Annotated in this window: 23 protein-coding genes; 3 read left to right on the top strand and 20 right to left on the bottom strand. The window is 42.2% G+C overall.

Going from position 1 to position 23,746, the window contains the following annotated elements; all coding sequences use genetic code 11:
* Positions 1 to 15: 15 nt before the first annotated feature.
* A complete protein-coding gene (locus IEV39_RS03580; RefSeq protein ID WP_005231034.1) occupies positions 16 to 438 on the bottom strand; it encodes an OsmC family protein in 423 nt (140 codons plus the stop codon).
* Positions 439 to 586: 148 nt separating this feature from the next.
* Here IEV39_RS03580 and crp point away from each other — a divergent pair, with 148 nt between their 5' ends.
* Entirely contained in the window at positions 587 to 1,294 is a 708-nt protein-coding gene (crp, locus tag IEV39_RS03575; RefSeq protein ID WP_004772727.1) for a cAMP-activated global transcriptional regulator CRP, read from the top strand.
* Between the two features lie 204 nt (positions 1,295 to 1,498).
* The gene (locus IEV39_RS03570) at positions 1,499 to 2,275 is read left to right on the top strand and encodes a M48 family metallopeptidase (RefSeq protein WP_005231035.1); all 777 of its coding nucleotides are present in this window, start codon (positions 1,499 to 1,501) and stop codon (positions 2,273 to 2,275) included.
* Between the two features lie 72 nt (positions 2,276 to 2,347).
* Here IEV39_RS03570 and IEV39_RS03565 read toward each other — a convergent pair whose 3' ends face one another.
* The 5 genes from IEV39_RS03565 to IEV39_RS03545 form a co-directional block, all read right to left on the bottom strand.
* On the bottom strand, positions 2,348 to 3,226 hold the full coding sequence (locus tag IEV39_RS03565) for a class I SAM-dependent methyltransferase (protein ID WP_005286641.1): 879 nt from the start codon (positions 3,224 to 3,226) through the stop codon (positions 2,348 to 2,350).
* A gap of 95 nt (positions 3,227 to 3,321) precedes the next feature.
* A complete protein-coding gene (locus IEV39_RS03560; protein ID WP_005286643.1) occupies positions 3,322 to 4,842 on the bottom strand; it encodes a flavin-containing monooxygenase in 1,521 nt (506 codons plus the stop codon).
* A 91-nt stretch (positions 4,843 to 4,933) separates the two neighbouring features.
* On the bottom strand, positions 4,934 to 5,758 hold the full coding sequence (locus tag IEV39_RS03555) for an SDR family NAD(P)-dependent oxidoreductase (RefSeq protein WP_032867146.1): 825 nt from the start codon (positions 5,756 to 5,758) through the stop codon (positions 4,934 to 4,936).
* 39 nt (positions 5,759 to 5,797) lie between these two features.
* Positions 5,798 to 6,772: a metal-dependent hydrolase gene (locus IEV39_RS03550; protein WP_005286646.1), complete on the bottom strand. Its 975-nt coding sequence runs from the start codon at positions 6,770 to 6,772 to the stop codon at positions 5,798 to 5,800.
* Positions 6,773 to 6,976: 204 nt separating this feature from the next.
* Entirely contained in the window at positions 6,977 to 7,936 is a 960-nt protein-coding gene (locus IEV39_RS03545; protein ID WP_005286651.1) for a metal-dependent hydrolase, read from the bottom strand.
* Positions 7,937 to 8,424: 488 nt separating this feature from the next.
* Between IEV39_RS03545 and IEV39_RS03540 the strand changes: the two genes are divergently transcribed.
* Positions 8,425 to 9,042 carry a TetR/AcrR family transcriptional regulator gene (locus IEV39_RS03540; protein WP_005286654.1) on the top strand — a complete coding sequence of 206 codons (618 nt, stop codon included), beginning with the start codon at positions 8,425 to 8,427 and terminating at the stop codon, positions 9,040 to 9,042.
* Between the two features lie 29 nt (positions 9,043 to 9,071).
* Here IEV39_RS03540 and IEV39_RS03535 read toward each other — a convergent pair whose 3' ends face one another.
* From IEV39_RS03535 to IEV39_RS03470, 14 genes are all read right to left on the bottom strand, one after another.
* Complete coding sequence (locus IEV39_RS03535; protein WP_005286657.1) at positions 9,072 to 10,004, bottom strand: TauD/TfdA dioxygenase family protein; 933 nt, start codon at positions 10,002 to 10,004, stop codon at positions 9,072 to 9,074.
* 175 nt (positions 10,005 to 10,179) lie between these two features.
* Complete coding sequence (locus tag IEV39_RS03530) at positions 10,180 to 11,004, bottom strand: ABC transporter ATP-binding protein (RefSeq protein ID WP_005286659.1); 825 nt, start codon at positions 11,002 to 11,004, stop codon at positions 10,180 to 10,182.
* 69 nt (positions 11,005 to 11,073) lie between these two features.
* Positions 11,074 to 11,289 (bottom strand): TOBE domain-containing protein, encoded by a 216-nt coding sequence (locus IEV39_RS03525; RefSeq protein WP_004654121.1) that lies wholly within the window; start codon positions 11,287 to 11,289, stop codon positions 11,074 to 11,076.
* Positions 11,290 to 11,486: 197 nt separating this feature from the next.
* Entirely contained in the window at positions 11,487 to 12,614 is a 1,128-nt protein-coding gene (locus tag IEV39_RS03520; RefSeq protein ID WP_005187522.1) for a sigma-54 interaction domain-containing protein, read from the bottom strand.
* 138 nt (positions 12,615 to 12,752) lie between these two features.
* Positions 12,753 to 13,775, bottom strand: a complete 1,023-nt coding sequence (locus IEV39_RS03515) for an ABC transporter substrate-binding protein (RefSeq protein ID WP_005286664.1) — start codon at positions 13,773 to 13,775, stop codon at positions 12,753 to 12,755.
* Between the two features lie 16 nt (positions 13,776 to 13,791).
* Positions 13,792 to 14,649, bottom strand: a complete 858-nt coding sequence (locus tag IEV39_RS03510) for an ABC transporter permease (protein ID WP_005286667.1) — start codon at positions 14,647 to 14,649, stop codon at positions 13,792 to 13,794.
* Positions 14,650 to 14,690: 41 nt separating this feature from the next.
* Positions 14,691 to 15,521 (bottom strand): ABC transporter ATP-binding protein, encoded by an 831-nt coding sequence (locus tag IEV39_RS03505; RefSeq protein ID WP_005286670.1) that lies wholly within the window; start codon positions 15,519 to 15,521, stop codon positions 14,691 to 14,693.
* Positions 15,518 to 16,603, bottom strand: coding sequence for an ABC transporter substrate-binding protein (locus IEV39_RS03500; RefSeq protein ID WP_005286673.1), 1,086 nt, complete (start codon positions 16,601 to 16,603; stop codon positions 15,518 to 15,520). The genes IEV39_RS03505 and IEV39_RS03500 overlap by 4 nt, the downstream gene beginning before the upstream one ends.
* Before the next feature lie 12 nt (positions 16,604 to 16,615).
* Positions 16,616 to 17,404, bottom strand: a complete 789-nt coding sequence (locus IEV39_RS03495) for an ABC transporter permease (protein WP_005286676.1) — start codon at positions 17,402 to 17,404, stop codon at positions 16,616 to 16,618.
* 13 nt (positions 17,405 to 17,417) lie between these two features.
* Positions 17,418 to 18,257, bottom strand: a complete 840-nt coding sequence (locus IEV39_RS03490) for an ABC transporter permease (RefSeq protein ID WP_005286678.1) — start codon at positions 18,255 to 18,257, stop codon at positions 17,418 to 17,420.
* 1 nt (position 18,258) lies between these two features.
* Complete coding sequence (locus tag IEV39_RS03485) at positions 18,259 to 19,512, bottom strand: MFS transporter (protein ID WP_005286681.1); 1,254 nt, start codon at positions 19,510 to 19,512, stop codon at positions 18,259 to 18,261.
* Positions 19,513 to 19,589: 77 nt separating this feature from the next.
* Positions 19,590 to 20,657, bottom strand: coding sequence for an ABC transporter substrate-binding protein (locus IEV39_RS03480; protein WP_005286685.1), 1,068 nt, complete (start codon positions 20,655 to 20,657; stop codon positions 19,590 to 19,592).
* Between the two features lie 24 nt (positions 20,658 to 20,681).
* On the bottom strand, positions 20,682 to 22,205 hold the full coding sequence (locus tag IEV39_RS03475; RefSeq protein WP_005286688.1) for a putative porin: 1,524 nt from the start codon (positions 22,203 to 22,205) through the stop codon (positions 20,682 to 20,684).
* Between the two features lie 431 nt (positions 22,206 to 22,636).
* On the bottom strand, positions 22,637 to 23,686 hold the full coding sequence (locus tag IEV39_RS03470; protein ID WP_005286698.1) for an NADP(H)-dependent aldo-keto reductase: 1,050 nt from the start codon (positions 23,684 to 23,686) through the stop codon (positions 22,637 to 22,639).
* Between the last annotated feature and the right edge of the window lie 60 nt (positions 23,687 to 23,746).

The raw sequence follows: 23,746 nt of genomic DNA, 5'->3' as shown, positions 1-23,746 counted from the left end.
TTAATAGTTTAAGCCTTAAGCCGCTTCAATAATTTCGAAGTCGTGGGTAATTTCTACGCCACCATCAGACAGCATTTTGCTGGCTGAACAATATTTCTCGGCAGACAATTCGACTGCCTTTTCCACCTGTTTTGATTTTACCGCCTTACCGGTGACGATGAAGTGCAAATGAATTTTGGTAAACACCGCTGGAATGCTATCCGCTCTTTCCGCTTTAAGCTGACATACGACATCGGTCACATCTTGACGAGATTTCTTTAAAATGGTCACAATATCAAACGAAGCACACCCACCAAGTCCCATTAAAATCAATTCCATAGGACGTGGACCACGGTTTTCACCGCCATATTCGGCAGAACCATCCATCACCACACTGTGGCCACTTTCTGATTTTGCTTCAAAAGCAACATTCTCTAACCAATGTACACTTGTTTGCATTGCAACTACCCGAAAAACGTTATAAATTTACTCTGTTCTTGTACACTAACATAAAATGAGTTGATAAGGAATTTCATCTCTTCTGTGTAGAAAAGGCTCTTCCAAGGGTCTGTGCGATCGGTTTTATCCAAATTCGGAAATTTTAAGCATGACTTCAAATTTTTCACAACTTAGCACTGATGCTTTATCACCAGGTCAACTCCCTGAATCAGTTAAAGCGCTGCTAAAACGTGCTCATATTAATAGATATCCTAAACGCACCACGATTGTTGACGCTGGAACGGAATCAAAATCACTGTATTTAATATTAAAAGGTTCAGTGTCAATTATCTTACGTGAAGATGACGAACGAGAAATCGTAGTTGCCTATCTAAACCCGGGCGACTTCTTTGGCGAAATGGGGCTTTTTGAAAAGAACCCTCAGCGTACCGCAGAAGTACGTACACGCGATGTCTGCGAAATCGCAGAAATCACTTACGACAATTTCCACGAGTTAAGCAAGCAATATCCAGATTTAAGCTATGCTGTGTTTGCTCAACTGGTTCGCCGTCTTAAAAATACCACGCGTAAAGTAACCGATCTGGCATTTATTGATGTGTCTGGTCGTATTGCGCGTTGTTTAATTGACTTATCTGCTCAACCAGAGGCAATGATTTTACCGAATGGCCGTCAGATTCGTATTACCCGTCAAGAGATTGGCCGTATTGTCGGTTGTTCTCGTGAAATGGTTGGCCGTGTCCTCAAGACACTTGAAGATCAGGGCATGATTCAAACTGATGGTAAGGCCATCTTAATCTTTGATGCTTCTTTAGAAGAAAATGCCTTCCCTGAAGATGAATATGATGACGAAGATTAATTTAATGCTCAATTAAATTGATCTATTTTAAAGCCAGTGCAATGCCACTGGCTTTTATTTGCTTAAATATAAATTATAAGCAATGCCGATTACATAATTACAATGATTATAGAGCTATTCAGAATGTTAACTGCTGTAAACATTTTTTATAATCCACCGTGATCATGACTATATTCATAAGATACTGATTTGGAGAGAATAAGTATGAAGAAATTAGCTTTAAGCCTATGTGCTGTAACTGTGATGACCATTTCTGGCTGTGCTTCGTTCGCAGATATGGCGGGTGCGGACAGCGCGACATTAAATGCGCAATCAGCACAAAGTTTCTCAAAAATGACGCAGGAAGCACGTGCTAAAAACCAGCTGGATAGCAGCTCAAGTACTTATCAACGTATTAATACCGTGTTTAACCGCTTAAAGCCTTATGCGGATCAAATGAACCAGACTGGTCAACGTTTTGACTGGCAGCTTGCGGTCTTAAAATCTGACACGGTCAACGCTTATGTCGCGCCTGGCGGTAAAGTGGTGTTCTATACCGGTATTGTCAACAAACTCAACCTGACCAATGATGAAATTGCGGCGGTAATGGGCCATGAAATGACGCATGCCCTAGAAGAGCACGCAAAAAGTAAAATCGGTGCACAGGCTTTAACTAACCTTGCAATTGGTATTGGTAAATCGTATGCAGGTAGCAGCATTGGCGATCTAGGTAGCGCTGCAATCGATCTAGGCAGCCAGGTTGGTATCGGTCTGCCTTATTCACGTAATCTGGAAAGTCGTGCCGATTACGGCGGTTTAATGTTAATGGCAAAAGCAGGTTATAACCCGAATGCAGCCATCAGCCTATGGGAAAAAATGAACCGTCTTGATGGCGCTGGTGGTGGATCATTCCTGTCTACTCACCCGTCAAACACTCAACGTATTGGTGACATGCGTAAGAACTTACCGGCAGCAATGGCGGTTTATAATAAACGCCGCTAATTCATAGCATCTGTATCGGCCCTTAAATATCTCTAGGTCTTTAAGGGCTTTTTTATTCATGCTGCTGAATACTCATCCCTGAGCTAAGCGTAAATGCAGCATATGCGTTGCAATAGTATGCCGGATATGATCTGGTCGAGCATGAAAATAACGCTCACTTAAACCATCCCCTGATAAATCCTCAATGACCTTATACCCCATATGCTCAACTGCCTGATGCAGCATCTTAGGTCTAAATTGCCCCTTTAACGGTTCTTTTAGAAATCGGGTAAATTGGGAGACAAATAAGCTTCCGAAACGCTCTATCCCGTCCAGCTCCCGATAATCAATCGAATAGTCCAGAACCACTTCACTTCCCTGTGCAGCAATCTGTGCAATGCTAACTAAAGTCTTTAAGGTTGTTTCTGGCTCCAGATAATGGGTTGTGCCCAACCACGAGAAAAAAGCGGCCTGATCCTGCTGAAAGGAACTACGCGCCAAAGCATCTGCAATAGATTCTTTTTCAAAATCGATTGCAACAAACTCTACATTCGCTGGAAGCTCTCCCCATTGGCGTAATTTTTTTTGTTTAATCGCCTGGGTATCGGGATGATCCACCTCATAAATCTTAAGCTGTGGGAATTGCTGCGCCTGTCTCAAGGTAAATGAATCCAGACCTGCGCCCACCAGTACATATTGCGCTACACCCCGTTCAATGGCGGCGTAGAGCTGATCTTCCGCATAACGTGAGCGTCCCACCACCTGCCCGGTTAATAAACCCAAGGTGCGGTTAAATACCGAAGAATTCATCAGCTTGACGGTTAATGGCGTACTCAGCAACGTCTTCCAGCCTTGACTGGTCAGTTCGAATGCAAAGGGATCAGCAAACACCGGTTCTGCGGCATTGTTAAAATGATTGGCGCGCAATGCGGCAGCGGCTTCCGCTGTTCGGCTTGATTGTCCTTCTTTCATTATTTTTCCCCATCTTTATTTCTATCTTGCAAAAAATAAGCAGCAAATTCCATCCTTAGATAAAATTTACTGCTCTTTTTATGACTACTCTAAACTCAGTTAGTTTTTTCAGTCTGATAGGTCACTTGATAATCATTGAGATCCATATGTTTTAAACGTTGCTTCAACTTTTTCAACGACCACGGCCACGCAGCAAAGTTACGACCATTGGCATCTAAATAGTAACTCTTGCATCCACCGGCATTAAACACGGTGGTTTTAAGATGTTTCTGTACCAGTTCATTATGCTGTTTAATCACTTCCGGCTTAATGTTCAGTTTGGCAATACCTTGGTCTCTGATTTTGAGTAGACCGTCGACGATATAATCCAGCTGAGCTTCAGCCAGACCAATAAATGAATCATAAACCAGTACGTTAGGCCCCAATACCAAGAATGCATTCGGCACATTTTCAATGCTGGTACCTAAATAAGCTTCTGGCGAACTGCTTTTCCAGAGATCATTGAGTATCTGGCCTTTTTCATTGGTCACACGTTTGCCAATCGGTGGATGTGAGACTTCAAAGCCTGTGCCCCAAATGATTACATCCACTTCATGACGTTCACCATTTGCTGAAACAACGGTATTGCCCTCGACCTTCACCAATCCATGTGGAATCAGTTTGGTATTCGGTTGCTGTAAAGCAGGATAATAGTTGTTAGCGAACAATAAACGTTTACAGCCAATGGTAAAGTTCGGCGTCACATTTTTACGGAGTTCAGGATCTTCAATCTGGAAGCGTAAAATCAGTTTGGCCAATTCGCCTACCGGTTTTAACACCGCTGGATTACGTAAACCAAAGTTAATGGCATTCAGAGACTGGGCAACCGTTTTACGCCAGGTTTTTTGGATCAGAGGAAACTTTTCAATCAGGGCTTTGCTGACATCACCCAAGTCAGTATCAGGTTTTGGTACCACCCAAGGCGCAGTACGCTGGTACACATACAGCTCTTTCGCCAAAGGTTGAATCTGCGGTACAAACTGAATCGCGGAGGCACCCGTGCCAATTACTGCAATACGTTTACCAGTCAAATCATAATCATGGTTCCATTTGGCTGAATGGAACATTTCACCTTTGAAGGTTTCCAGTCCTTCGAGTTTTGGAATTTGTGCTTCGGTAATCGGGCCTGTGGCAAAAACCACAGTTTTAGACAGGTACTGGCCTTTATTGGTGTCCATCACCCATAAATTACGTTCCTTGTCCCATGCAGCATTCACTAGTTCCGTACCAAACTCGATTTTTGAACTAACGCCAAAATCCTGACTAACTTCTTCTAAATAGCTCAAAATTTCAGGTTGGCGAGCAAATAAATGACTCCATTTGGCACTGGGCGCAAATGAATAGGAATATAGAGCCGATGGCACATCACAGCCGCAACCCGGATAGGTATTCTCACGCCAGGTTCCGCCGACACGTGTCGCTTTTTCAATGATCTTATAGTTGCTATAACCCACCTGATCCAGACGAATGGCAGTCGCAATCCCTGAAATACCTGCACCGACAATAAAGGTGTCATAAATATATTGTGGGAGTGCTTTTCCTTCAGCTGAGTTTAATTTTTTTGCTTGAGCTGTCATTTAAAATGTCCTTTGTATCATGTAGCTGAAATAAGTGATTACACAGGTTCTCGCTTCATTTCACTCATTCAGTTCTTTTGCCTAATCGGGGTTATTTCATAAACCGGTATGATGTACCTAAAAATTTTGCATATAAATTCGGTGCAGTACGTTTCATCAGCCAGAATAACTTGGCATCGATTTGTGGAATGGTATAAAGCTCGTTTTTATCCAGACGGTCCAGCGTCAGCTTTGCAACCTTGTCACTGGTGGTAAACGCCAGATTGGTCAATGCATAGTCCAGAATGCCTTTGTGTGGCACTTTGCCATTCTTGATAATGTTGGTTGGTACTAGCGTTGGACAAAGTACATTTACCTTGATGTTATGTTTACGAAGCTCGGCAGAAAGCGTTTCCGATAAGGCACGTACTCCCGCTTTGGTCACGTTATAGGCTGTCATTTCTGGTGCTGCGGTATACGATGCAGCAGAAGCCACATTGATAATCGCGCCGCGTCCTAGCTGTTTAAACTTCGGCACAAAATAATGGCAGCCATGAATTACGCCCCACAAGTTAATATCAGAAACCCACTTCCAGTCTTCCAATGAGGTTTCATCAAACTTGCCGCCTAAACCCACGCCAGCATTATTGATGACCAGTGTAGTGGGATGTTGCATCAACTGCTCGGCCTGCTCTGCCAGCTTTTCTACTTGCTTGGCATTGCCAACATCACATTTTACCGCAAACGCTTTCGCGCCTAAGGCTTCAATCAGCGCGACCGTTTCTTTGGCCGCATCTAAATTGATATCTGAACACACCACAGTACCGCCACGTTTCGCCAGTTCGAGCGCAAAACTACGACCAATCCCGCTTCCTGCGCCAGTCACCACAGCAAATGCCTGTTGGCTTGGCTTGGCTTTCTTTGCAAATAATTTCATCATTGTTTTTCCAGCAATCTCGTATGAACTTGAACCAGGTTATGCAGAAGTTGCACGCACAGGCGGCACAAACTCTTTAAGAAAATAAGGACTTAATAAACCTGTTTCAGGATTCAAGAGACGCTCTTTGTAGTATTCCATATACGCGGTCGTATCATGATCATTAGGATGGAAGCTTGGACGCAGATATTCCAGAATATGCATAAAGCTACTTCCGAATACCCCACGTTCGCTACCAAATAACAGTGCAGTACTTTCGACAATATCTTTCATATAACGTGGATTAACCAAATTGCTCGGTTTACGTATAAATGGCATCAGATAACCACCCAGTGAAACACCGCCTAAAATCGTCAAGCTGGCCAACAGGAAACCTGTGATCCGGAGCCAGTAATCACCTGACAATTCCAGGAACACATCATAGGCAATATCTTTATGCTCTGACTCTTCCAGCATGTGCCACATCCACATGGCCCGTTGTCTTTCATCTTGTGACCCAAGCAAATACTCTTCATGCTGCATCATAAATTCAGCAAGCACTGCCGTGTAATGCTCAATGCCTGCCATCAACGATAACTGTAAAGACTGTGGTAGTTTATAGATCCCATAATCAAAAACCTTGCCAGCAATGGCACGTAGCAATTCGACCGGGTAGCCATTTTCTTTCAGCACTTCATCATTAAATTGATTATGGATTTTTGAATGAATCGCCTCTTGCCCAATCAGTGAGGTAAGTCTTTGTTTCAAGACTGGATCTTCAACAAAATCACGGTGATGACGAGCTGTTTCAATCACCACATCTTCACCAAAGGTCAAGAAAATAGACAAGGCATGAAAGTAAGATGTTGCAAGTTCTTTATTTAAGAAAAACCGCTCATCAAGTTCAGAAGGGTTAAACTTAAAATCAAAATGACGAATCGGAATCGGTGATTTACTCGCCAGATTTTGAATAATCCCTTGATATTTGGTACTGAATTTATCTGAAAAAACATGACGAAGAACTTGAGCGACCATATCTCGATCCCCTAAAACTGCATTACAACTTAAAAGGCTTAGCCAATTTGTATATCTCTACATACAGCGACTGGATAAGATGGTTTGTTTGCATAGTGCATGACGGCAATGTAGGCAACAAGAACCAAACTGCTCATCACACGCTGAGCTTTTTTGCCAACTCAGCAGGCAATGACTTACCTGCTGTGCCTGCTTTATTGCGCATTAAGCGGCCTGAACTTTAGGCGTAAACTCTTTTACAAAGAACGGATATAAGGCACCACCCTCTGAAAGAAGTTTCTTTTCGTAATATTCGAAATACGCAGATGCATCGTGATCGTTGGGATGGAAATCAGTACGTAAATAATCGAAGATTCGGCCTTGCGTACTTCCAAAAACACCATCTTTAGGACTAAAGATCAGCTTCACGCCACGGCGTGCATCTTTCCAGAATTTTGCTGTCAGCATTTCTTGTGGCCTACGTAACACCGGCACCAACGTAGCTGAAAATGGAATCAGACCAAGAATGGTAAAGTACGCGAGGAAGAAACCTGAAATACGCAATGCATAGTTGCCATTCAAGGTTTGATACACATCGTAGGCGACATCTTTATGCTCAGATTCTTCCAGCATATGCCACATCCACAAAGCACGGGTTTTGGCATCATCGGAGAAATAAAAATTCTGCTCATGCGCCATCATGTATTCTGCTAACACCGCGGTAAAATGCTCGATTCCGGCCATCAGCGAAAGTTTTAGCGGTTGTGGAAATTTCAGGAAGATATATTCAAAGAATTGCTCGCCCAGAAAACGGTACAGTTTTACCGGATAATCAAGCTCAACAATTGCATCATTAAATTCATTATGTAATTTTGAATGAATCGCCTCTTGACCAATCAAGGAAGTGACGCGTTGCTTTAAGATCGGATCTTTGAGTAAGTCACGATGATGGCGTGCTGTTTCAATCACCAGATCTTCGCCATAAGTTAAAAAGACTGACAGGGTGGCGAAAAAAATTGTGGCAAACTGATTATTCATATAGAAGGATAAATCAACTTTCTTCCCTTCAAATCCGATTGCCAAATGACGAATTGGAATCGTTTTTTTACTCGCAAAATCAATTTGCTCAGTGATGGGATTGGATTTAAACAAGCTTAAACCTTTCCTTAATGTGTTGCTAATCATGGCTACACCTATCTGGTTACTTGAGCGTCATTTGCCCTTTTACATTCTTTTCGTCTGGTTCATCTCTTTTCAACGTTCCCAACTGCTCGGGAAGTGTGAAAAAATATTCGGGAGATTTTTTTAAACCTGATCCTGGTACAAAACAACTGTAAACCGATCTTATGTTCGGATTCAATTCGGGTATTTTTAATCATTATTTATCGAAAATTCGCGCAGCATTATCAAAGAAAATTCGCGCTGATAAGATTATTGGTTTTTTACAATATTGTTATTTTAAATATAAATATTAATAACTTAAATAAAATATATAAATTAATTTTTTCTAAAAAATGTATACCCATTTTTTAAAAATACTAATTCATTACATCATGACCAATAAATATTAAAAAGTCGTAATTTTATTTGTTCGGATTATGGAGCTGGCTCTTTCATGCTCTTCCAGCTCATGTTAATCTGACGTTATGTTCGGATTTTAATAATAATACTTTATGGCTACACGTAAACCCCGTCAGTCTCGTTCCAAAGTGACTGTCGATACGATTATTGAAGCAGGTTTTATTGCAGTTGCCACTAACGGTACCAGCGGCACCACTACACGACACATTGCCGACATTGCAGGTGTCAGCGTCGGTTCACTGTATGAATATTTCAAGAATAAGGAAGAAATCTATGACGCCATGGCCAAAACCTTTGTCAAAGAGGTTCTGGATATGGTCAAAGAGCTGACGCCGATCATGATTGAACAAGAGCTGGAACCTTTATTCGAGATGATTTTTTATACTTTCCGGGACCTGCTCACCCGTGATGATGACCGTTATCTGATTTGCCTGCGCTATGCGACAGAGCTCAAATACGAAAAATATATCGGCCAGATCGAGATGGCGTTAATGGAAGTGCTGATGAAATACATGATTCGCCATCCGCGCTATTTAAAAGTGAACAATCTTAGTGTGACAGCGTATATCAGCATTAATAGCAGTATCTTTAATGTGGCACGCCACCTGATCTTGCCCAATCCTCAAATCAGCTTTGATGAGATGGTCAAAGGTTTAAGTACCATGATTATTAGCTATATTGAAGCAGAACTGGCAAAAGCAGGAAATTAAAAGCCAGCTTTCGCTGGCTTAGTTAAACTTTAGAATGGTCGTGCACCCGCCAAACTAACACGTTTCAATAAACGACGTTGCTCGGCAGGAAAGGCTGTACGCGAATGTAAGGTCAGTTGGTTATCCCAATAGACAATATCCCCAATTTCCCACTGATGTTCATAACGATATTGAGGTTGCACAATATGGGCTCTTAAGCGTTCGATCAATGCAGCACCCTTTTGATCGTCGTAGCCCACAACCTCAACTTCTGTCTGTGCATCCAGATAAATACCACGACGGCCACTTTCAGAATGCGTACGCACCAATGGATGCGGGAATGCTGCGCCTAATACAGGTTGATCAGAGAAGCGATATTTGGGAATCGGGCTTTTATCCTTTAAGCGTAAAAATGGATTATACGTAATCAGCTGCAGCCCCTCGATTTCATCTTTGGTTTCCTGATCAAGGTCTTCATAGGCCTGTACCGTATTATACCAACTGGTTGCGCCGCCATCTTTTGGCAGTTCAATTGCGTAAAGCAAGGATCCACTAGAAGGCTGTGGCGTCCAGTGATGGTCACTATGCGGGGTGAGTTCGCCATGACCGGTATAATCACCTTCTCCAACCGCATTGGATACGGGCACGATATCAGGTGGTGCATTGGTATCATTCCGCGTTGCCAATACAGGTACATCTGTTGGTGGACGGAAAATCCCGCCGAAGTAACTGGCAAAAGCAAGTAAGTCATTGTCTTGCAAGTCTTGCGCCTTGAAAACCAGAATTAAATGTTCATGCAATGCTTTTTTCAGCTTAAGAATCACTTCTCCACTTTGTGGCTTGCTGGCATCTAATCCAGTCACAATCGCTCCCAATGCACCTTCGATTGGTGTGATTTGCACGGTATCTAAACTATGTTTCTTGTATTCATGCCAACGCGGTGCATTTTCGATCGCGGCTGAAAGCTGTGTGAGTACGGTCATTTTGTTTCCTATAGATCATTCATTATATTTTTCAAAGCATCAAGCTTTATTCATGATTCCCCAATCACAAAAATTAGTGATTCAGTTAAATATATGCAAACCGTGAAATATAAGAACCAATATTTTTATATTAATTTATTTATTTTTATGATTATAAGATTCAGCTTACCTGGGATTACCAAGTAAACTGAAACTGATTAAAATCGTTAACAACAGGAATAACTAAATGATCTTCGACTGCATGACTAAAATCAGTCAAAATATCATTTCTAATCGCAGCAAGTCGGACATCTTCACGAACACGTGGGTGTGGCAAATGAACAGGAACAATCCGTTTGATTCGACCTGGATTCGGTTGCATCACCACAACACGATCACCGAGGAAAACCGCCTCTTCCACATCATGCGTCACGATAATCATGGTAATTTTTTCGGTTTGCCAGATCCGTTGTAATTCCTTTTGTAGATTGGCGCGTGTCAGTGCATCCAATGCGCCAAAAGGTTCATCTAGCAACAAAATTTTAGGTCGATTAATCAGACTTCTCGCAATCGCAACACGTTGACTCATTCCCCCTGAAAGCTGAGCTGGGTAAGCGTCTTTAAACTTAGTCAAACCGACCAATTCAATATGCTCATCAATCAACTTATTTTGTTCAGCGACCGTTAATTTACGATTTAACAATGCAACCCGAATGTTATCTTGTACATTCAACCAAGGAAATAATCGATGATCTTGAAAGACAATGCCTCGCTCTAGACTGGTACCTTGAATCGGTTGTCCATCGACCAAAATCTTACCTTCAAATTGGTCATCCAAGCCAACAAGTAAACGTAATAAAGTTGATTTTCCACAGCCACTACTGCCAACGATACTGACAAATTCCCCCGATTTAATCTCCAAAGAAATATCATCCAATACGGTTAAGGCATGCTCTTGATACTGTCCATACGATTTATTGAGATGATTAATTTTTACTGAACCAACATTTAATGATGTCATTTTAGCCCCCTAAAATAGAAATCAAAAATATAATAAGATCAATCTTTAATATATTTTCGATATGACTCTCTATAGTTTTGCCAAAGCAACTTCTGTAGACTTAATTAAAACAATGACTTCACTACCTAATTCTAAATTTAGATTTTTAACTGATCGTGTAGTAATCACTGAAGTAAAAACTCCCGCAGGTGTTTCTACATCCACCTCAGAAACCACACTTCCTTCAATAATCTCTTTAACCACACCACGAAATTGATTACGCACATTAATTTGAGGAATACTCATCTTTCACCACTTTGCATTTGTTTATTAAATTGTGTACCACCATATTAGAAAAATTATGAATATTTAAAACTATTATTTTTGAATATTTTTTGATTAAAAAAATATATTTATTTTCAATCATTGATTATTATTTTTTTAGCAAAGTGATTTCCGATCAATAAAAAGGTGAACTTATGTCACCTGATTATTTAATACAATTAACCCAATAATTCTTCCAACATAATATTGACTACTTTATCGTTTCCCACTAAGCCGTATTTGACCAATCGTGCTCGCACAATGTTACGACTAATTCCTAAAAGCTTTGCTGTTTGCACCTGATTTCGATGGCAATATTCATAAGCGATACGAATCGTGGCTTCCTCAATCAAGCGATCAAGATTTTCATTTTTCAAGGCATGGGAGGACTCAAATAAATTAAGAAGCGCATGCTGCAACATTTGTTTAGGCAATAAATCTGTTCTTGGAATGGTTTGCGTACTTTTTTCCAAGTCAGAAATTTGCCGTAAATTCAGGCTACTAGACAAGGAGGCAAAGCAAAAATCAGTAGGTTGAATTTGATGATTCTTGCAGACCAATAAAGCATGATGAATGGCATTTTCCAATTCTCGAATATTACCAGGATAGCCATAGGTCAATAATTTCTGAACTGCGCTTGGGCTCAGTGTCGCAATGGGATAACCCAAACGCTTGCAGTATTGGGCAATAAAAAAATTAGCCAACGGCAAAATATCGCCCGGACGTTCGGCCAATGGTGAAACCTTAAGCAGTGCCACATTCAGTCTATAAAATAAATCTTCGCGAAACTTGCCTGCTTGAACTGCCTCATCCAGATGGACATTGGTTGCAGCAATGACACGGACGTTCAGCTTAATTGGCTTGAGTGAACCGACGCGAACAATCTCACGCTCTTGCAAAACCCGTAATAATTTCACCTGCATCGCAGGAGATAAATCACCGACTTCATCCAAGAATAAAGTACCGTGATTGGCTGCTTCAAACCAACCCGCCTTGCTATTGATTGCACCAGTAAATGCACCTTTTTCATGTCCGAAAAGTTCACTTTCCGCCAATGATTCTGTAAACGCACCACAATTTACTGCCACAAAAGGACCTCGACTACGCTGGCTCATCATATGTACCTGACGGGCAACCAGTTCTTTCCCCGTCCCAGTATTGCCAATAATCAGGACGCTGGCCTCACTAGGTGCAATCTGTTCGATACGATCCAGCAAATCTCTTGATTTTTGATCTTCAAAAACCATTGCTGTGGCACGCTCAGTTCGCGTTAAAGTCTGATTTTGTGGATAAGTAATGAATGACATGCATTTACTTCCCTATTGTTCTAAAAGAGAAGTTATCTTGCATGACTATTTGCTTAAATAGAAATCAGTAATTCACCTTTGTTATTTCTATTTATTAAAATAGAAATAAACGCCAGTTAATCAAACCACAAAGATGATTTAATTTTGACTATATTCATTATATTGATTGCTATATATCTTTTTATAATCAATCTGATTTTGTTTTAACTGATCCTCTTCAATTAAATTATCTACCCATATTTTAAAATCATCATTTTTAAATTTTCCAGCAGTGCTTGGAATTCCCCACTGTGTCCAATATTTTAACATGGCATTATTTTCAGGACGTTTACGCTTTGCTAAAATCTGCTCGAAGCGTGCAATCACCTGATCTCTCGGTTGTTGTCTAGACCATTCAATCGCTTTGGCAATGCCTGTGACCACTTTACGTGTGGTATTCGGATGTTCAGCTATATAGCGATTTGCCATGACATAAGTTCCAGTTGTCAGATCGCCAACGAGATCATAATCACGATAAAGACGACGTACACCACCCCGTTCGATTGATGGGCCTGTCAATGGTGCTAAATCCACATGACCATTTCTTAGTGCTTGCTCTGAAGAACCTGGTGGCAAGACCACAAGCGTGACCTGATTGATTTCCTCAGGGGTGAGTCCTGCTTTTTTTAAGTACGTCTTGAGCATATATTCCACTTGTGCGCCCAGAATATTAGTGCCGACCTTTTTACCAATTAAGTCTCTGGCTGACTGAATAGGACTATTTTCAAGGACATAATAGCCAGCAAAAGGATCATCGAAAGTACCATAGGCAGCAATCACCACAGTGCCGGGCACGCCACTGGCGACCATTTTCACGGCGGAGCCTGCAAAACTTGGACTACTAATATCACTATCACCAGACAAAGCAGATTGAATGCCCTGCGGCCCGCCTGTAGAAACCCCCTGATAGCTCAATTTAATTGGCGCAAGATAACCCAAATCTTCGGCCAGTTCTAAGGGAGTAACGATGCCTGGCGAACCGAGGTATTTAAATTCTAAAGATTCCAGTCCATCCACTGTAGTCAGTTTCGATGCTGGTTTTGTACATCCTAACAAGATGAGTGACATTGTCACCATACAACTCAGATCAAATAAATGCTTTCCCCAGCCTTGCTTAAACATGTCAATGTACTCCTGACTAGCGTTCGATTTTCCAAGCGGTCAACCGTTTTTCGACCGCGAGCAGACTGTAGTTAAACAGCAAGCCAATGGTGGTAATACTAATGATGCCAAAGAACATTTCAGGGATCTGGAAGTTATATTGTGCATAGTTAATCAAATAACCCAGACCTGCTTTTGCTCCAACCATTTCAGCAGCAATCAGCATCAATACTGAAAAAGAGCCTGCCAAACGCACCCCCACAAAAATCGTTGGAATCGCTGCGGGTAAAATCACTTTACGGAATAACTGAATTGAGCTCAGTCCCATAGTTCGTGCGGACTTGATCAACAATGGATCGACATTACGAACACCACTAATCGTGTTCAGCAAAATTGGCCATGTGCAGGCATAGGTCACCAATGCAATTTTCGAGCTTTCACCAATCCCAAGAAAAAGAATAAACACGGGTAATAAAGCGAGTGCCGCCGTATTGCGGAACACTTCCAATAAAGGACTCAGGAATTCGGAAAAGCGTGTGTACCAACCAATTGCCAGCCCCAAAGGAATCGCGACAATGATCGCAAAAATAAAACCACTGAGAGAACGGATTAAACTGGCTTGCAAATGCGTCAACAGTTGTCCATTTTGAATCAAGCCCCAACCACTGAGCAACACGGTAGAAAATGCTGGCAAGAAAGCGGAATCGACCAAACCAATCCGCGGTACGATTTCCCAGATGGCTAAAAAGAGTAAAATCGCAGCTGATCGTTTAAAACCTGTAGAAAGCCAGCTTAGGTTGAGATCGGACTTAAAGGAACTCATCTTTGGCGAGGAAGAAATTGAACTGGACTGAATTGTTTTTGGAAACGTTAATGTCTCTTTTGTACTCGACATAATCACCTCTACTTCTTGTTAATCTTTAAAATACGTTGTGCTTAAGCGACCAATTGCTTCTGTTTTTCCTGCTCTTGGGCTTTTAATACTTCTTCACGTAACAAGCTCCAGATCTGATGACGCAGTTGGCTGAATTCTGGGCTGGAACGTACATCCTCCTGATCGCTTCTTAGCTCAGCAGGAACTTCAATCACCTGTTTGATTCGCCCTGGACGTGAGGTCATGATGGCAATGCGCTGCCCCAAATAAATGGCTTCATCAATACTATGCGTGATAAAAATGATGGTTTTCTGGGTCTGTTGCCAGATTTTGACCAATTCCGCCTGTAAGGTTTCACGAGTCTGTGCATCGAGTGCAGCAAAAGGTTCATCCATCAATAGGATGTCGGGGTCATAGGCCAGACTCCGTGCAATTGCGACCCGCTGCTTCATGCCACCGGAAAGTTCATTTGGATAATGATGTTCAAACTCCGCAAGCCCCACTAAATTTAAGAAGTACTTTGCCGTTTGATAACGCTGTTGTTTCTCAACACCTTTTGCATCCAAGCCAAACTCAATATTTTCTAGGGCCGTTAACCACGGAAATAAAGCGTACTGCTGGAAGACGATACCGCGATCCAACCCCGGTTTTTTAATCGCTTGCCCATCAATAGTGATTTGGCCTGAGCTTGGTGTGGTTAAACCAGCCAGAAGATCCAGCAAGGTTGATTTGCCGCATCCACTCGGACCAACAATGGCGACAAACTCACCTGTCTTCACGTCTAAAGACAGATTTTCAACCGCTACAAAATCTTCTGCTTGGACTTTTGCTCCTTTGACTTTTTTGGCAGCAAAAGACTTATAAACATTTTCAATTTTTAATTTTGTACTCATTGGCTATGCTCCTTACTGCGCTGATCGTCAGCTAGGTTTTTATTTTCACTTGCGTAGGGATTAAATTGGTTGGTGAATAAAGTATCTGCCTTGACCTGATTGGGTTTGAAGTCACCACGTTTTTCAAAGAGGTCAATCCAGCGTTGATATTGTGCTGCGTTTAACAACCCACCTTGGCTTACCACACCATAGCTGCGCCAGTACTGCATCAATACATCGCTTTCATTGCGTTTTCTTTTTTCAATAATGCTTTTAAAGCGGGCCAAGACTTGCTCACGAGGTGTGTGCTTGGTCCATTCCACGGCTTTGGCAACACCTGTGACAAATTGCTTGACCACTTCTGGATGCTGCTGAATAAATTTCTCGGTAAAGACATAACTGCCTGCGGTAAAGCTGCCATACAGATCCGTATCTGAGACCAGTTTTCTTAGACCACCGCGTTCCAAGGCCTTGTCTTGGAAAATAGAAACCAACGCTGCAGCATCCACCTGTCCTGCACGTAAGGCTTGTTCGGTATTGGTAGGCGGCAATACCACGAATTCAACCTGATTGATTTCATCATTACTTAAACCTTGGCGAGCTAAATAGTCTTTTAAGACAAATTCGTAATGTGCACCCAAAGTGTTTACTGCCACTTTTTTGCCAATCAAATCACGCGCTGAATGAATCTGACTATTATTCGGGACGTAATAGCCGACCCAGCTTTTATCGTCACTACCATAAGAGGCAACCACTGCTTTGATCTTAATCCCTGCCGCAGCAAGCTTAATGATTGCACCGTCAAAAGCAGTTGCCACATCTACATCGCCTGTGGTGAGTGCTTGTAAGTCCTGCGGCCCACCTTGCACACTGCCCACATATTTCAACTTTAAATCACCTAAATAACCCAAGTCTTCAGCCAGCTCAGGCAATGACACCACACTGGTTAAGGATTGATAGCGAAGTTCATGGACCTGATTGGCTGGAGTGTCAGATTGTTTACTACATGCGATAAGACTGAGCGTCATTAGACTTAAAACACTGAGCTGCCCAAGCGCTTTAAAACGACGTTTAAAAAACTGCCGAAAATTCTGTTGTTTCATTTTATTATTCTCCTAACGACGCCAAACCAAAATACGACGCTCAGCTAAATTGGCTAAGCTATTCCACGCCACACCGATAAAACCAATCACGATTAAGCCAAATACAATCAGACCAACATCTAACGCAGCACGTCCTCGAATCACGATATTGCCCAGTCCAACACCATAATTTGCCAACAGAAACTCTGCCCCGATGGTCGCCACCCAAGCGAAAATCAAACCGAGTTGTAAGCCCAAAAAGATTTGGCTGGCTGCCGCAGGTAAAATCAGTTTGCTCAAGGTCTGCCAAGCATTGAATTGATAGACTTTGGCAACTTCGTATTGATGCAATGGAATTTGTCTTACCCCATCGATGGTATGTAAGGCCACGGGATAAAAGACGGAAAGCACGATAAATAAGATTTTTGCACTATTGCCATAATCCAAAAAAGTGGTGATTAACGGTAACCAAGCAAACAAAGAAATTTGCCGCAACACATTAAAACTAGGTAAAAATAAATAATTGGCCCAGCGTGAGACGCCCACGACAATGCCAAAAGTAATGGCTAGAATGCTGCCCAAGACAAACCCCGTCAGATCACGGAACAAGCTTGCACCGAGACCTGTCCAAAACTCTTGCTGCTGAAATTGATGAATTGCAATCTGCACCACTTCAAATGGTGCTGGAATGAGTTTAGGATTGACCCAATTCAACTTGGATCCAATCGCCCACAATACAATGAAAGCAATCGGGAGCACCAAGCCGTAAACGTTTAAATAATTAAAATTAAATCTTGGTTTTGATGTAGACCTAATAGACATATTCAATCCCCCTTTAAAATGCACTGCGTTGCCAATGGCTAAACCAGCGTTCAACCCAGCCCAAAATATGATCTAAAACAAAACCAACAATCCCGATCACAATGACAGCCATAAAAATAATGTCAGGTTGGATCAGTTGCCGTCCCCACACGATGAGGTAACCAATTCCTTCACTACTGGCTAACAGTTCGACAAAAACCAGTGACAGCCACGCTTGCATAATCCCTTGGCGTAAACCACTGACAATATTTGGCAAAGCAGAAGGCAAAATGACACGGCGAAATCGCTGCCACGCACTAAAGCGATACACCTGCGAGACTTCTAATAAATGCGGAGGCACAGTCAAAACACTGCGATAGGTCGCAACGAGCACAGGAACAAATACCGCCAGTGAAATTGCTGCAATTTTTAGGCTTTCATCAATACCCAAAAAAATCATCAGTAATGGAATCCAGCCAATCACTGGAAATTGCGCAATCAGATTAAAAGTTGGATAAATAAACTTGTGTGCGATACGTGATAATCCGATGAGGAAACCCAAGAACAACCCGACGCTGCCCCCGACCAAAACACTCCAAGCAACTCGTTTTAGGCTAATCCATAAATTATCCTGTAACTCATGCGTATCAATCAGCTCCAACGTGGTTTGCCAAACTAAGGCTGGGCTAGGTAAAATTTGTTCAGGTAACCATTGCCTCTGAAAGGCATAATGCCAAACCGCCAATGCAATCGCAGGTAAAACCAAAGCTAATACAATACGAACTGCCCATAGGCCAATTTGCTTGAAATAAGGGGCTAAATTGATTCGCTGCCAAGTGTGTTCATTTTCTAATTGAGTTTCGATACTACTCATTTTATTGACCCTCTATTTCTGAATACATTTCAATCTCTAGCGGCGGTGCTATAAAAACTTGTGTAAGTTGTTGAGAAAAACCGATCAGCCCGCCAAATAAAACCGCTGAAATAAGAAACATCGACTGTAAGCCCCAGTAATGACCCAACCAGCCTCCCACAATACTTCCCAATAACGCACCCGCTGGTCCTGCCATCGCGGTTAATCCTGAAACCTTTGCCATTCCCAAGCGTTCACCCACATTGGCAAACATGGTGAAATTGACGATATGCAGCATCGCGAGACCCAAGCCCAGAATCACAGCACCCACCCAAAGCAGCATGGAAATTTTAGGTATACCCAACATCACAGATGCCACCGCAACAAAAGCAAAACCCGTTTGATAAAAGCGTTTTATTCCCCATCGTGTCAGCAAAGCTCCCGTCGTAAATAAGGCTACGACAAACACAGCTCCCTGTAGCGTCACCAAACTGGCAGCAATCGTTTCACTCAAACCAAAATCCTTGATTGCAATAACAATAATAAAAAAGCCGTAGTACGCCATCACCGCATTGCTCGCCATTTCAATCAAACTGGTGCGACGTAAAGCCTGATCTTGCTTTAATAAAACCAATTGCTTGGCAATTACAGCAAGGCTAAATGCCTCGTCCCGCTCTGCCTGATTAATTTCAGTTGGGCCTGCACCAAAGGCCAAGGGTGCAAACAATATCGGTAAAACAAAAAGTCCAGCAATCCACCAAAACGCGCCTGAAAATCCCACCGCACTTACCAAGCTCACTGCCAGTAAAGGGCCAACCAGAAAGAATCCCATCATATGCGTGCCTCTAAACCATCCCGCCCGAGCCGCACCTATACTTTTTAAATGCTGCATATAGACTGTATTGAGTGAAACAAACCGCATCGGCATGCATAACCCAACCAAGAAAGTAGCTAAAATCAGAGACCAAACCGCTGGATAAAATGGCACGGTGACATACACCACCGCTGCGAGAAAACTCCCTACTACAAACATTGTCTTAGGTCCATAGCGTTGTACTAACAAGCCAATTGGCAATCCGATCAGCAAAATACCTAAACTCTGTACTGCGGCGATCAGTCCCATTTCAAATTCATTTGCGGCTAACTGCACTGCATATAAAGAAGTGACGATTTTCGCAATCCCAATGCCCAGGCCTGCACACAATGCCAAGCCAATAAAGCCCAATACAAAGTGCCCTTGACCCAATTCAACCTGAGCAACCGATTCCTGACGCATAGGTCATTCCTAAAATAGTGAACAAATAAACTGGCTTGCCAAAGGCATACACGCCCTTGGCCTAACCCAAATCACAATTACTTTTTACGGTTGCCGTTTACATCAAATTTTGGCCAGAAGTTTTCTAGTTTGAGTTCTTGAATCGCGGTATTGAGATACTTCGGTTCAATCCAAGAATCCACATCCACTGGACGGCGAATCAGTCTGTAATCAATTGATTGCTGAACCGATTTCTTTAAAGAATTCACCGCATAATCATCAAAATATGGTGAGTTACGATCTTTCAGCGAGTAATCATCCCAGTCTTTTTTATAGTCTAGATAAGGCACGCCACTTTGAGCCCATAACTTGTACTGGGTATCACGATTCTTTTCATCGGAGCTCCACACGTTATCTTTAATAAACGTGGTCACCACACGCTGCACAATTTGGGGGTATTTCTTCTCAAAATCCTCACTCACCCATGCCACCAATGGGCCATTCAGATTTGGATCTTTACGTACTTCTAAAATACGCTTTGCCACACCACGTGCTTCTAATGTCCATGGACTGGTAATCAAACCATCAATATCACCTGTCGACAGTGAGGTTTGAGCTGAATAAAAGTCCTGACTAATCACACGGAAATCTTTTTCAGTAAAACCATATTTCCGTAATAAGCGACCGAGGATCAATTGTTGGTTAGTCCCTTTAAACACAGAAATGGTTTTGCCTTTTAAATCCGCCAGGCTTTTCGCGCCTGAATCTGATGGCACTGCAAAATACACCGGTCCAAAACGCCCTGTCACAAATAACAGTTTGGATTTCAAACCTGTTGAACGTCCGACAATTGAAGGTAAATCACCATGCCCAATACCAAAATCGACCTTTTTATTGGCTAAAGCTTCATTTAGCGCGGGTCCCGCACCTGGAAAGAATGACCATTTCACCTTGATGCCGTCTTTGGCAAATTCTTTTTCCAAAATGCCGCGTAGATTGGCACTGGCATAAGCACTCCCCCCAACTTTGGGTTTTCCGCCTACGCCTGCACCGGGAACCCCCAGTCGAATTTCTGTGGGATTGGTTTCAGCAAAAACTGAGAAACTGGTAGCAACCAGCAAACCTGCCGCTGCCCCGATAAATAACTGTTTGGTTAAAAATTTCATTGTGTCATTACTCATATTGGAACATTAAAAGGTGTATTGGAATTGCGCTTGTACTTCCGAAAAGTCTTTTTGCGCAGCTGTCTCGTGGTCATAGCTCCAGCGATTCAGCCCTAATTGGAATTTTGTGGTTTGGGCGAAGAAGAAATTTAGACCTAAGGTATGAATATCGACTTTGCCTAGACCATGACCTGCAATACCAACGACATCTCCACCTTTGTTCGGGTTGTAACTGTCATAGCGATAGAAGCTCTGAATGGATTTCGGCCAGAAGTCATCAAACTTCGCGACGGATTTCACACTGTTATAAAATTGATCGCCAAAGGTATAAAATAGCGTTGCGGTATGCCCTTCAGACTTTACTTCTGAGGTTGAACCTGTCGCAGTTGCATAATCACTGAGTCCTTTGACATATTCATAAGTCACGCCAAACGGTGCATGGTTATAGTAGATATCGAAGCCCAGACGATCATTGCGACCGTTACCATCGAGAACATTACTGCCTGCGATGACGTTTTTACTGCCTTTGAGATAGGAAGCACCAAATTTCAACTCACGGAACCAACTGGCATAATCAACAGGTAAAGTGAAAGCCACCCGTCCGATATAATCTTTCTTGTCATTGTCATCGACTTTATTGGTGCCATTGCCATTGACCACACCCAAAGCATACTCAAATAACGGTGCTCGATAGTTTGATGAATAATCAACAAAGGGTTTTACATCACCACGAACTATCAGACCGGTCTGGCGATTGAATAGACCCAATTGCGCCAGTCCTGTTGCAACATTAATGGTTGGTCGTAAATCCTCTGGAGATTGTGGGTCTAAGCCAAAGGGAATCAATTGTTGCCCCAGCGTCACGTTTAAACGTGGGACTTCAGGGCCACCATTGGTTGAAGTAAAGTTATAGCGTAAAAAAGCATCAGCCAAGTTCAAATCACTGGCACTGCCTGCTGTACCCGTACGCTTGCCGTAGCTAAAAGACAATTGGTAATCTAAGTTTTTACCTTCCTTATAATCTCGATATAAATTTCCTCTTACCCCAAATAAAGCCGTAGGGATATCAAACGTATTACGACGTGGTGTAACAGGTGCAGGATTCCCAGCAGAGGTATCTCGACTTTGTGCTTGTGCGCGAACTTGTACCGTGCCATACAAGGTTGTATCTCGGGTTGATTTCACCGAAGTACGCTCATATTGGCGTGATTGATCATATTTATAGTTTTCTAAATCACTTCGGAAACCCGCCAGCTCACTTTGAGTGGCAAAACTATGCTCCGTACTTTCTTCCTGAGACTCTGCCGATGCATCGTCTTGGGCTGCAAGTTGCGTTGTCTCACTCAGCTCCGTTGAAGCTTGCTTCTTTTGCTTTAATGCATTGACCTGCTGCTGTAGAGCAGTCAATTGCGCCTGTAATTGCGCTAATGTTGTATCAATATCTTCTGCTGCTTGAGCTGTGCCGCTTCCCAAAAATGTTGCAATGCTCAAAGCAATCGATAAAGAGAGATCATGTTTTTTCACCAATAAAACCCCTAAAACTAAAACCATAAAATTTGAGTAAAAAAATCCTGTGTGTGACTGAATAAGCAATCACACTGAAAAAGATTCGAACTAAATGAATTAAAAAATGAGAGAGAAATTAACTTTCCATACAACAACGCAACATCTTCATCCTGTGCTCCTCAGCCTGCATAAAATCAATCTTTGATTTATATACTTTGATCTTTGCAAGCAGCATGCCAACTATTAAATAATTGTTTTTATTAATATTTGCAAAAATACACCTATTTCTCTCTGTTGAAGCACTGTTGATTTTCCAACACCCTGCTTATACCAAAACAGCATATTTCAAGGTTTTTATTTCTTATTTTTTGATATACCGACTCAGTGGCTTTGTTCTAAAAATAAAAAAGGACAGTTGGATTGACTCAACTGTCCTGAACAAAACGAAAATTGAATTGTAGGAGATAATCTATGCCTTAAGGTGCAGGATTAGGATGGGCTTGATGGATTTGCTCAATTCCCTGAATGACCTCATCAGCTAACTGTAGGTCAATACTCTCAATATTGGTTTTGAGCTGATTTAAATTGGTCGCCCCAATAATATTACTGGTGACAAAACGGCGACTATTTACATAAGCCAAAGCCAACTGAGCAGGATCTAAATCATATTGTTTAGCCAATGCGACATAACGACGAATTGCATCTTCAGATGCTTGACCTTTATAACGCGCAAAGCGTTCCCATAAGCTTAAACGTGCGCCTGCTGGTTGTGCGCCATCTAAGTATTTACCTGTCAAAGCACCAAAAGCCAAAGGTGAATAAGCCAGTAAACCTACCTGCTCTCGGATTGCAATTTCAGCATTGCCAATCTCAAAACTACGGTTCAATAAATTATAGGGATTTTGGATAGAAACGACCCGCGCTAAGCCCAATGATTCGGAATACTTTAAAAACTGACTCACGCCCCATGGTGTTTCATTGGATAAACCAATATGTCGAATCTTGCCTGCTTGAACGAGTTCAGACAAAACGGTCAAGGTTTCTAAAATTGGCACCGTGTCTTCATTTTCGACATGGGTATAGCCCAATTCACCAAAATGATTGGTACTGCGATCAGACCAATGAAGCTGATATAGATCAACATAGTCCGTCTGTAAACGTTTCAGACTATCATGTAACGCAGTTTCAATATTGGCTCGGTCTAACTTGGTTTGACCTGAACGAAAATGCGAGGCTTGGCTTAATTTCCCTGAACGACCTACCACTTTGGTTGCAATCAATACTTGGTCTCGTTTCTGTGACTGCTTTAACCATGTGCCAATATATTGTTCAGTTAAGCCTTGGGTCTCTGGTTTCGGTGGTACGGGGTACATTTCAGCCGTATCAATTAGATTTACGCCATGCTCCACAGCATAATCCAACTGCTCATGCGCTTCGGATTCAGAATTCTGCTCACCCCAAGTCATGGTACCTAGGGCGATAACACTAACATCAATATCAGTTTGACCTAATTTTCTATATTGCATTTTTCACTCAATTCAATTGTGATGACACAAGAGTGACGCTTAAAAGTCACTCTTGTTACT

The sequence above is a fragment of the Acinetobacter courvalinii genome, from assembly GCF_014635545.1.
Taxonomy (GTDB): Bacteria; Pseudomonadota; Gammaproteobacteria; order Pseudomonadales; family Moraxellaceae; genus Acinetobacter; species Acinetobacter courvalinii.
This window is presented reverse-complemented; position numbering and strand designations above follow the sequence as displayed.

Coding starts and splice junctions, on each gene's coding strand:
- IEV39_RS03530 (WP_005286659.1), bottom strand. CDS start 11,004: ATGACATCATTAAATGTTGGTTCAGTAAAAATTAATCATCTCAATAAA.
- IEV39_RS03500 (WP_005286673.1), bottom strand. CDS start 16,603: ATGAAACAACAGAATTTTCGGCAGTTTTTTAAACGTCGTTTTAAAGCG.
- IEV39_RS03525 (WP_004654121.1), bottom strand. CDS start 11,289: ATGAGTATTCCTCAAATTAATGTGCGTAATCAATTTCGTGGTGTGGTT.
- IEV39_RS03565 (WP_005286641.1), bottom strand. CDS start 3,226: ATGAAAGAAGGACAATCAAGCCGAACAGCGGAAGCCGCTGCCGCATTG.
- IEV39_RS03490 (WP_005286678.1), bottom strand. CDS start 18,257: ATGAGTAGTATCGAAACTCAATTAGAAAATGAACACACTTGGCAGCGA.
- IEV39_RS03555 (WP_032867146.1), bottom strand. CDS start 5,758: ATGAAATTATTTGCAAAGAAAGCCAAGCCAAGCCAACAGGCATTTGCT.
- IEV39_RS03475 (WP_005286688.1), bottom strand. CDS start 22,205: ATGGTTTTAGTTTTAGGGGTTTTATTGGTGAAAAAACATGATCTCTCT.
- IEV39_RS03570 (WP_005231035.1), top strand. CDS start 1,499: ATGAAGAAATTAGCTTTAAGCCTATGTGCTGTAACTGTGATGACCATT.
- IEV39_RS03480 (WP_005286685.1), bottom strand. CDS start 20,657: ATGAAATTTTTAACCAAACAGTTATTTATCGGGGCAGCGGCAGGTTTG.
- IEV39_RS03510 (WP_005286667.1), bottom strand. CDS start 14,649: ATGTCGAGTACAAAAGAGACATTAACGTTTCCAAAAACAATTCAGTCC.
- crp (WP_004772727.1), top strand. CDS start 587: ATGACTTCAAATTTTTCACAACTTAGCACTGATGCTTTATCACCAGGT.
- IEV39_RS03515 (WP_005286664.1), bottom strand. CDS start 13,775: ATGTTTAAGCAAGGCTGGGGAAAGCATTTATTTGATCTGAGTTGTATG.
- IEV39_RS03505 (WP_005286670.1), bottom strand. CDS start 15,521: ATGAGTACAAAATTAAAAATTGAAAATGTTTATAAGTCTTTTGCTGCC.
- IEV39_RS03470 (WP_005286698.1), bottom strand. CDS start 23,686: ATGCAATATAGAAAATTAGGTCAAACTGATATTGATGTTAGTGTTATC.
- IEV39_RS03520 (WP_005187522.1), bottom strand. CDS start 12,614: ATGTCATTCATTACTTATCCACAAAATCAGACTTTAACGCGAACTGAG.
- IEV39_RS03535 (WP_005286657.1), bottom strand. CDS start 10,004: ATGACCGTACTCACACAGCTTTCAGCCGCGATCGAAAATGCACCGCGT.
- IEV39_RS03540 (WP_005286654.1), top strand. CDS start 8,425: ATGGCTACACGTAAACCCCGTCAGTCTCGTTCCAAAGTGACTGTCGAT.
- IEV39_RS03545 (WP_005286651.1), bottom strand. CDS start 7,936: ATGATTAGCAACACATTAAGGAAAGGTTTAAGCTTGTTTAAATCCAAT.
- IEV39_RS03485 (WP_005286681.1), bottom strand. CDS start 19,512: ATGCGTCAGGAATCGGTTGCTCAGGTTGAATTGGGTCAAGGGCACTTT.
- IEV39_RS03580 (WP_005231034.1), bottom strand. CDS start 438: ATGCAAACAAGTGTACATTGGTTAGAGAATGTTGCTTTTGAAGCAAAA.
- IEV39_RS03495 (WP_005286676.1), bottom strand. CDS start 17,404: ATGTCTATTAGGTCTACATCAAAACCAAGATTTAATTTTAATTATTTA.
- IEV39_RS03550 (WP_005286646.1), bottom strand. CDS start 6,772: ATGGTCGCTCAAGTTCTTCGTCATGTTTTTTCAGATAAATTCAGTACC.
- IEV39_RS03560 (WP_005286643.1), bottom strand. CDS start 4,842: ATGACAGCTCAAGCAAAAAAATTAAACTCAGCTGAAGGAAAAGCACTC.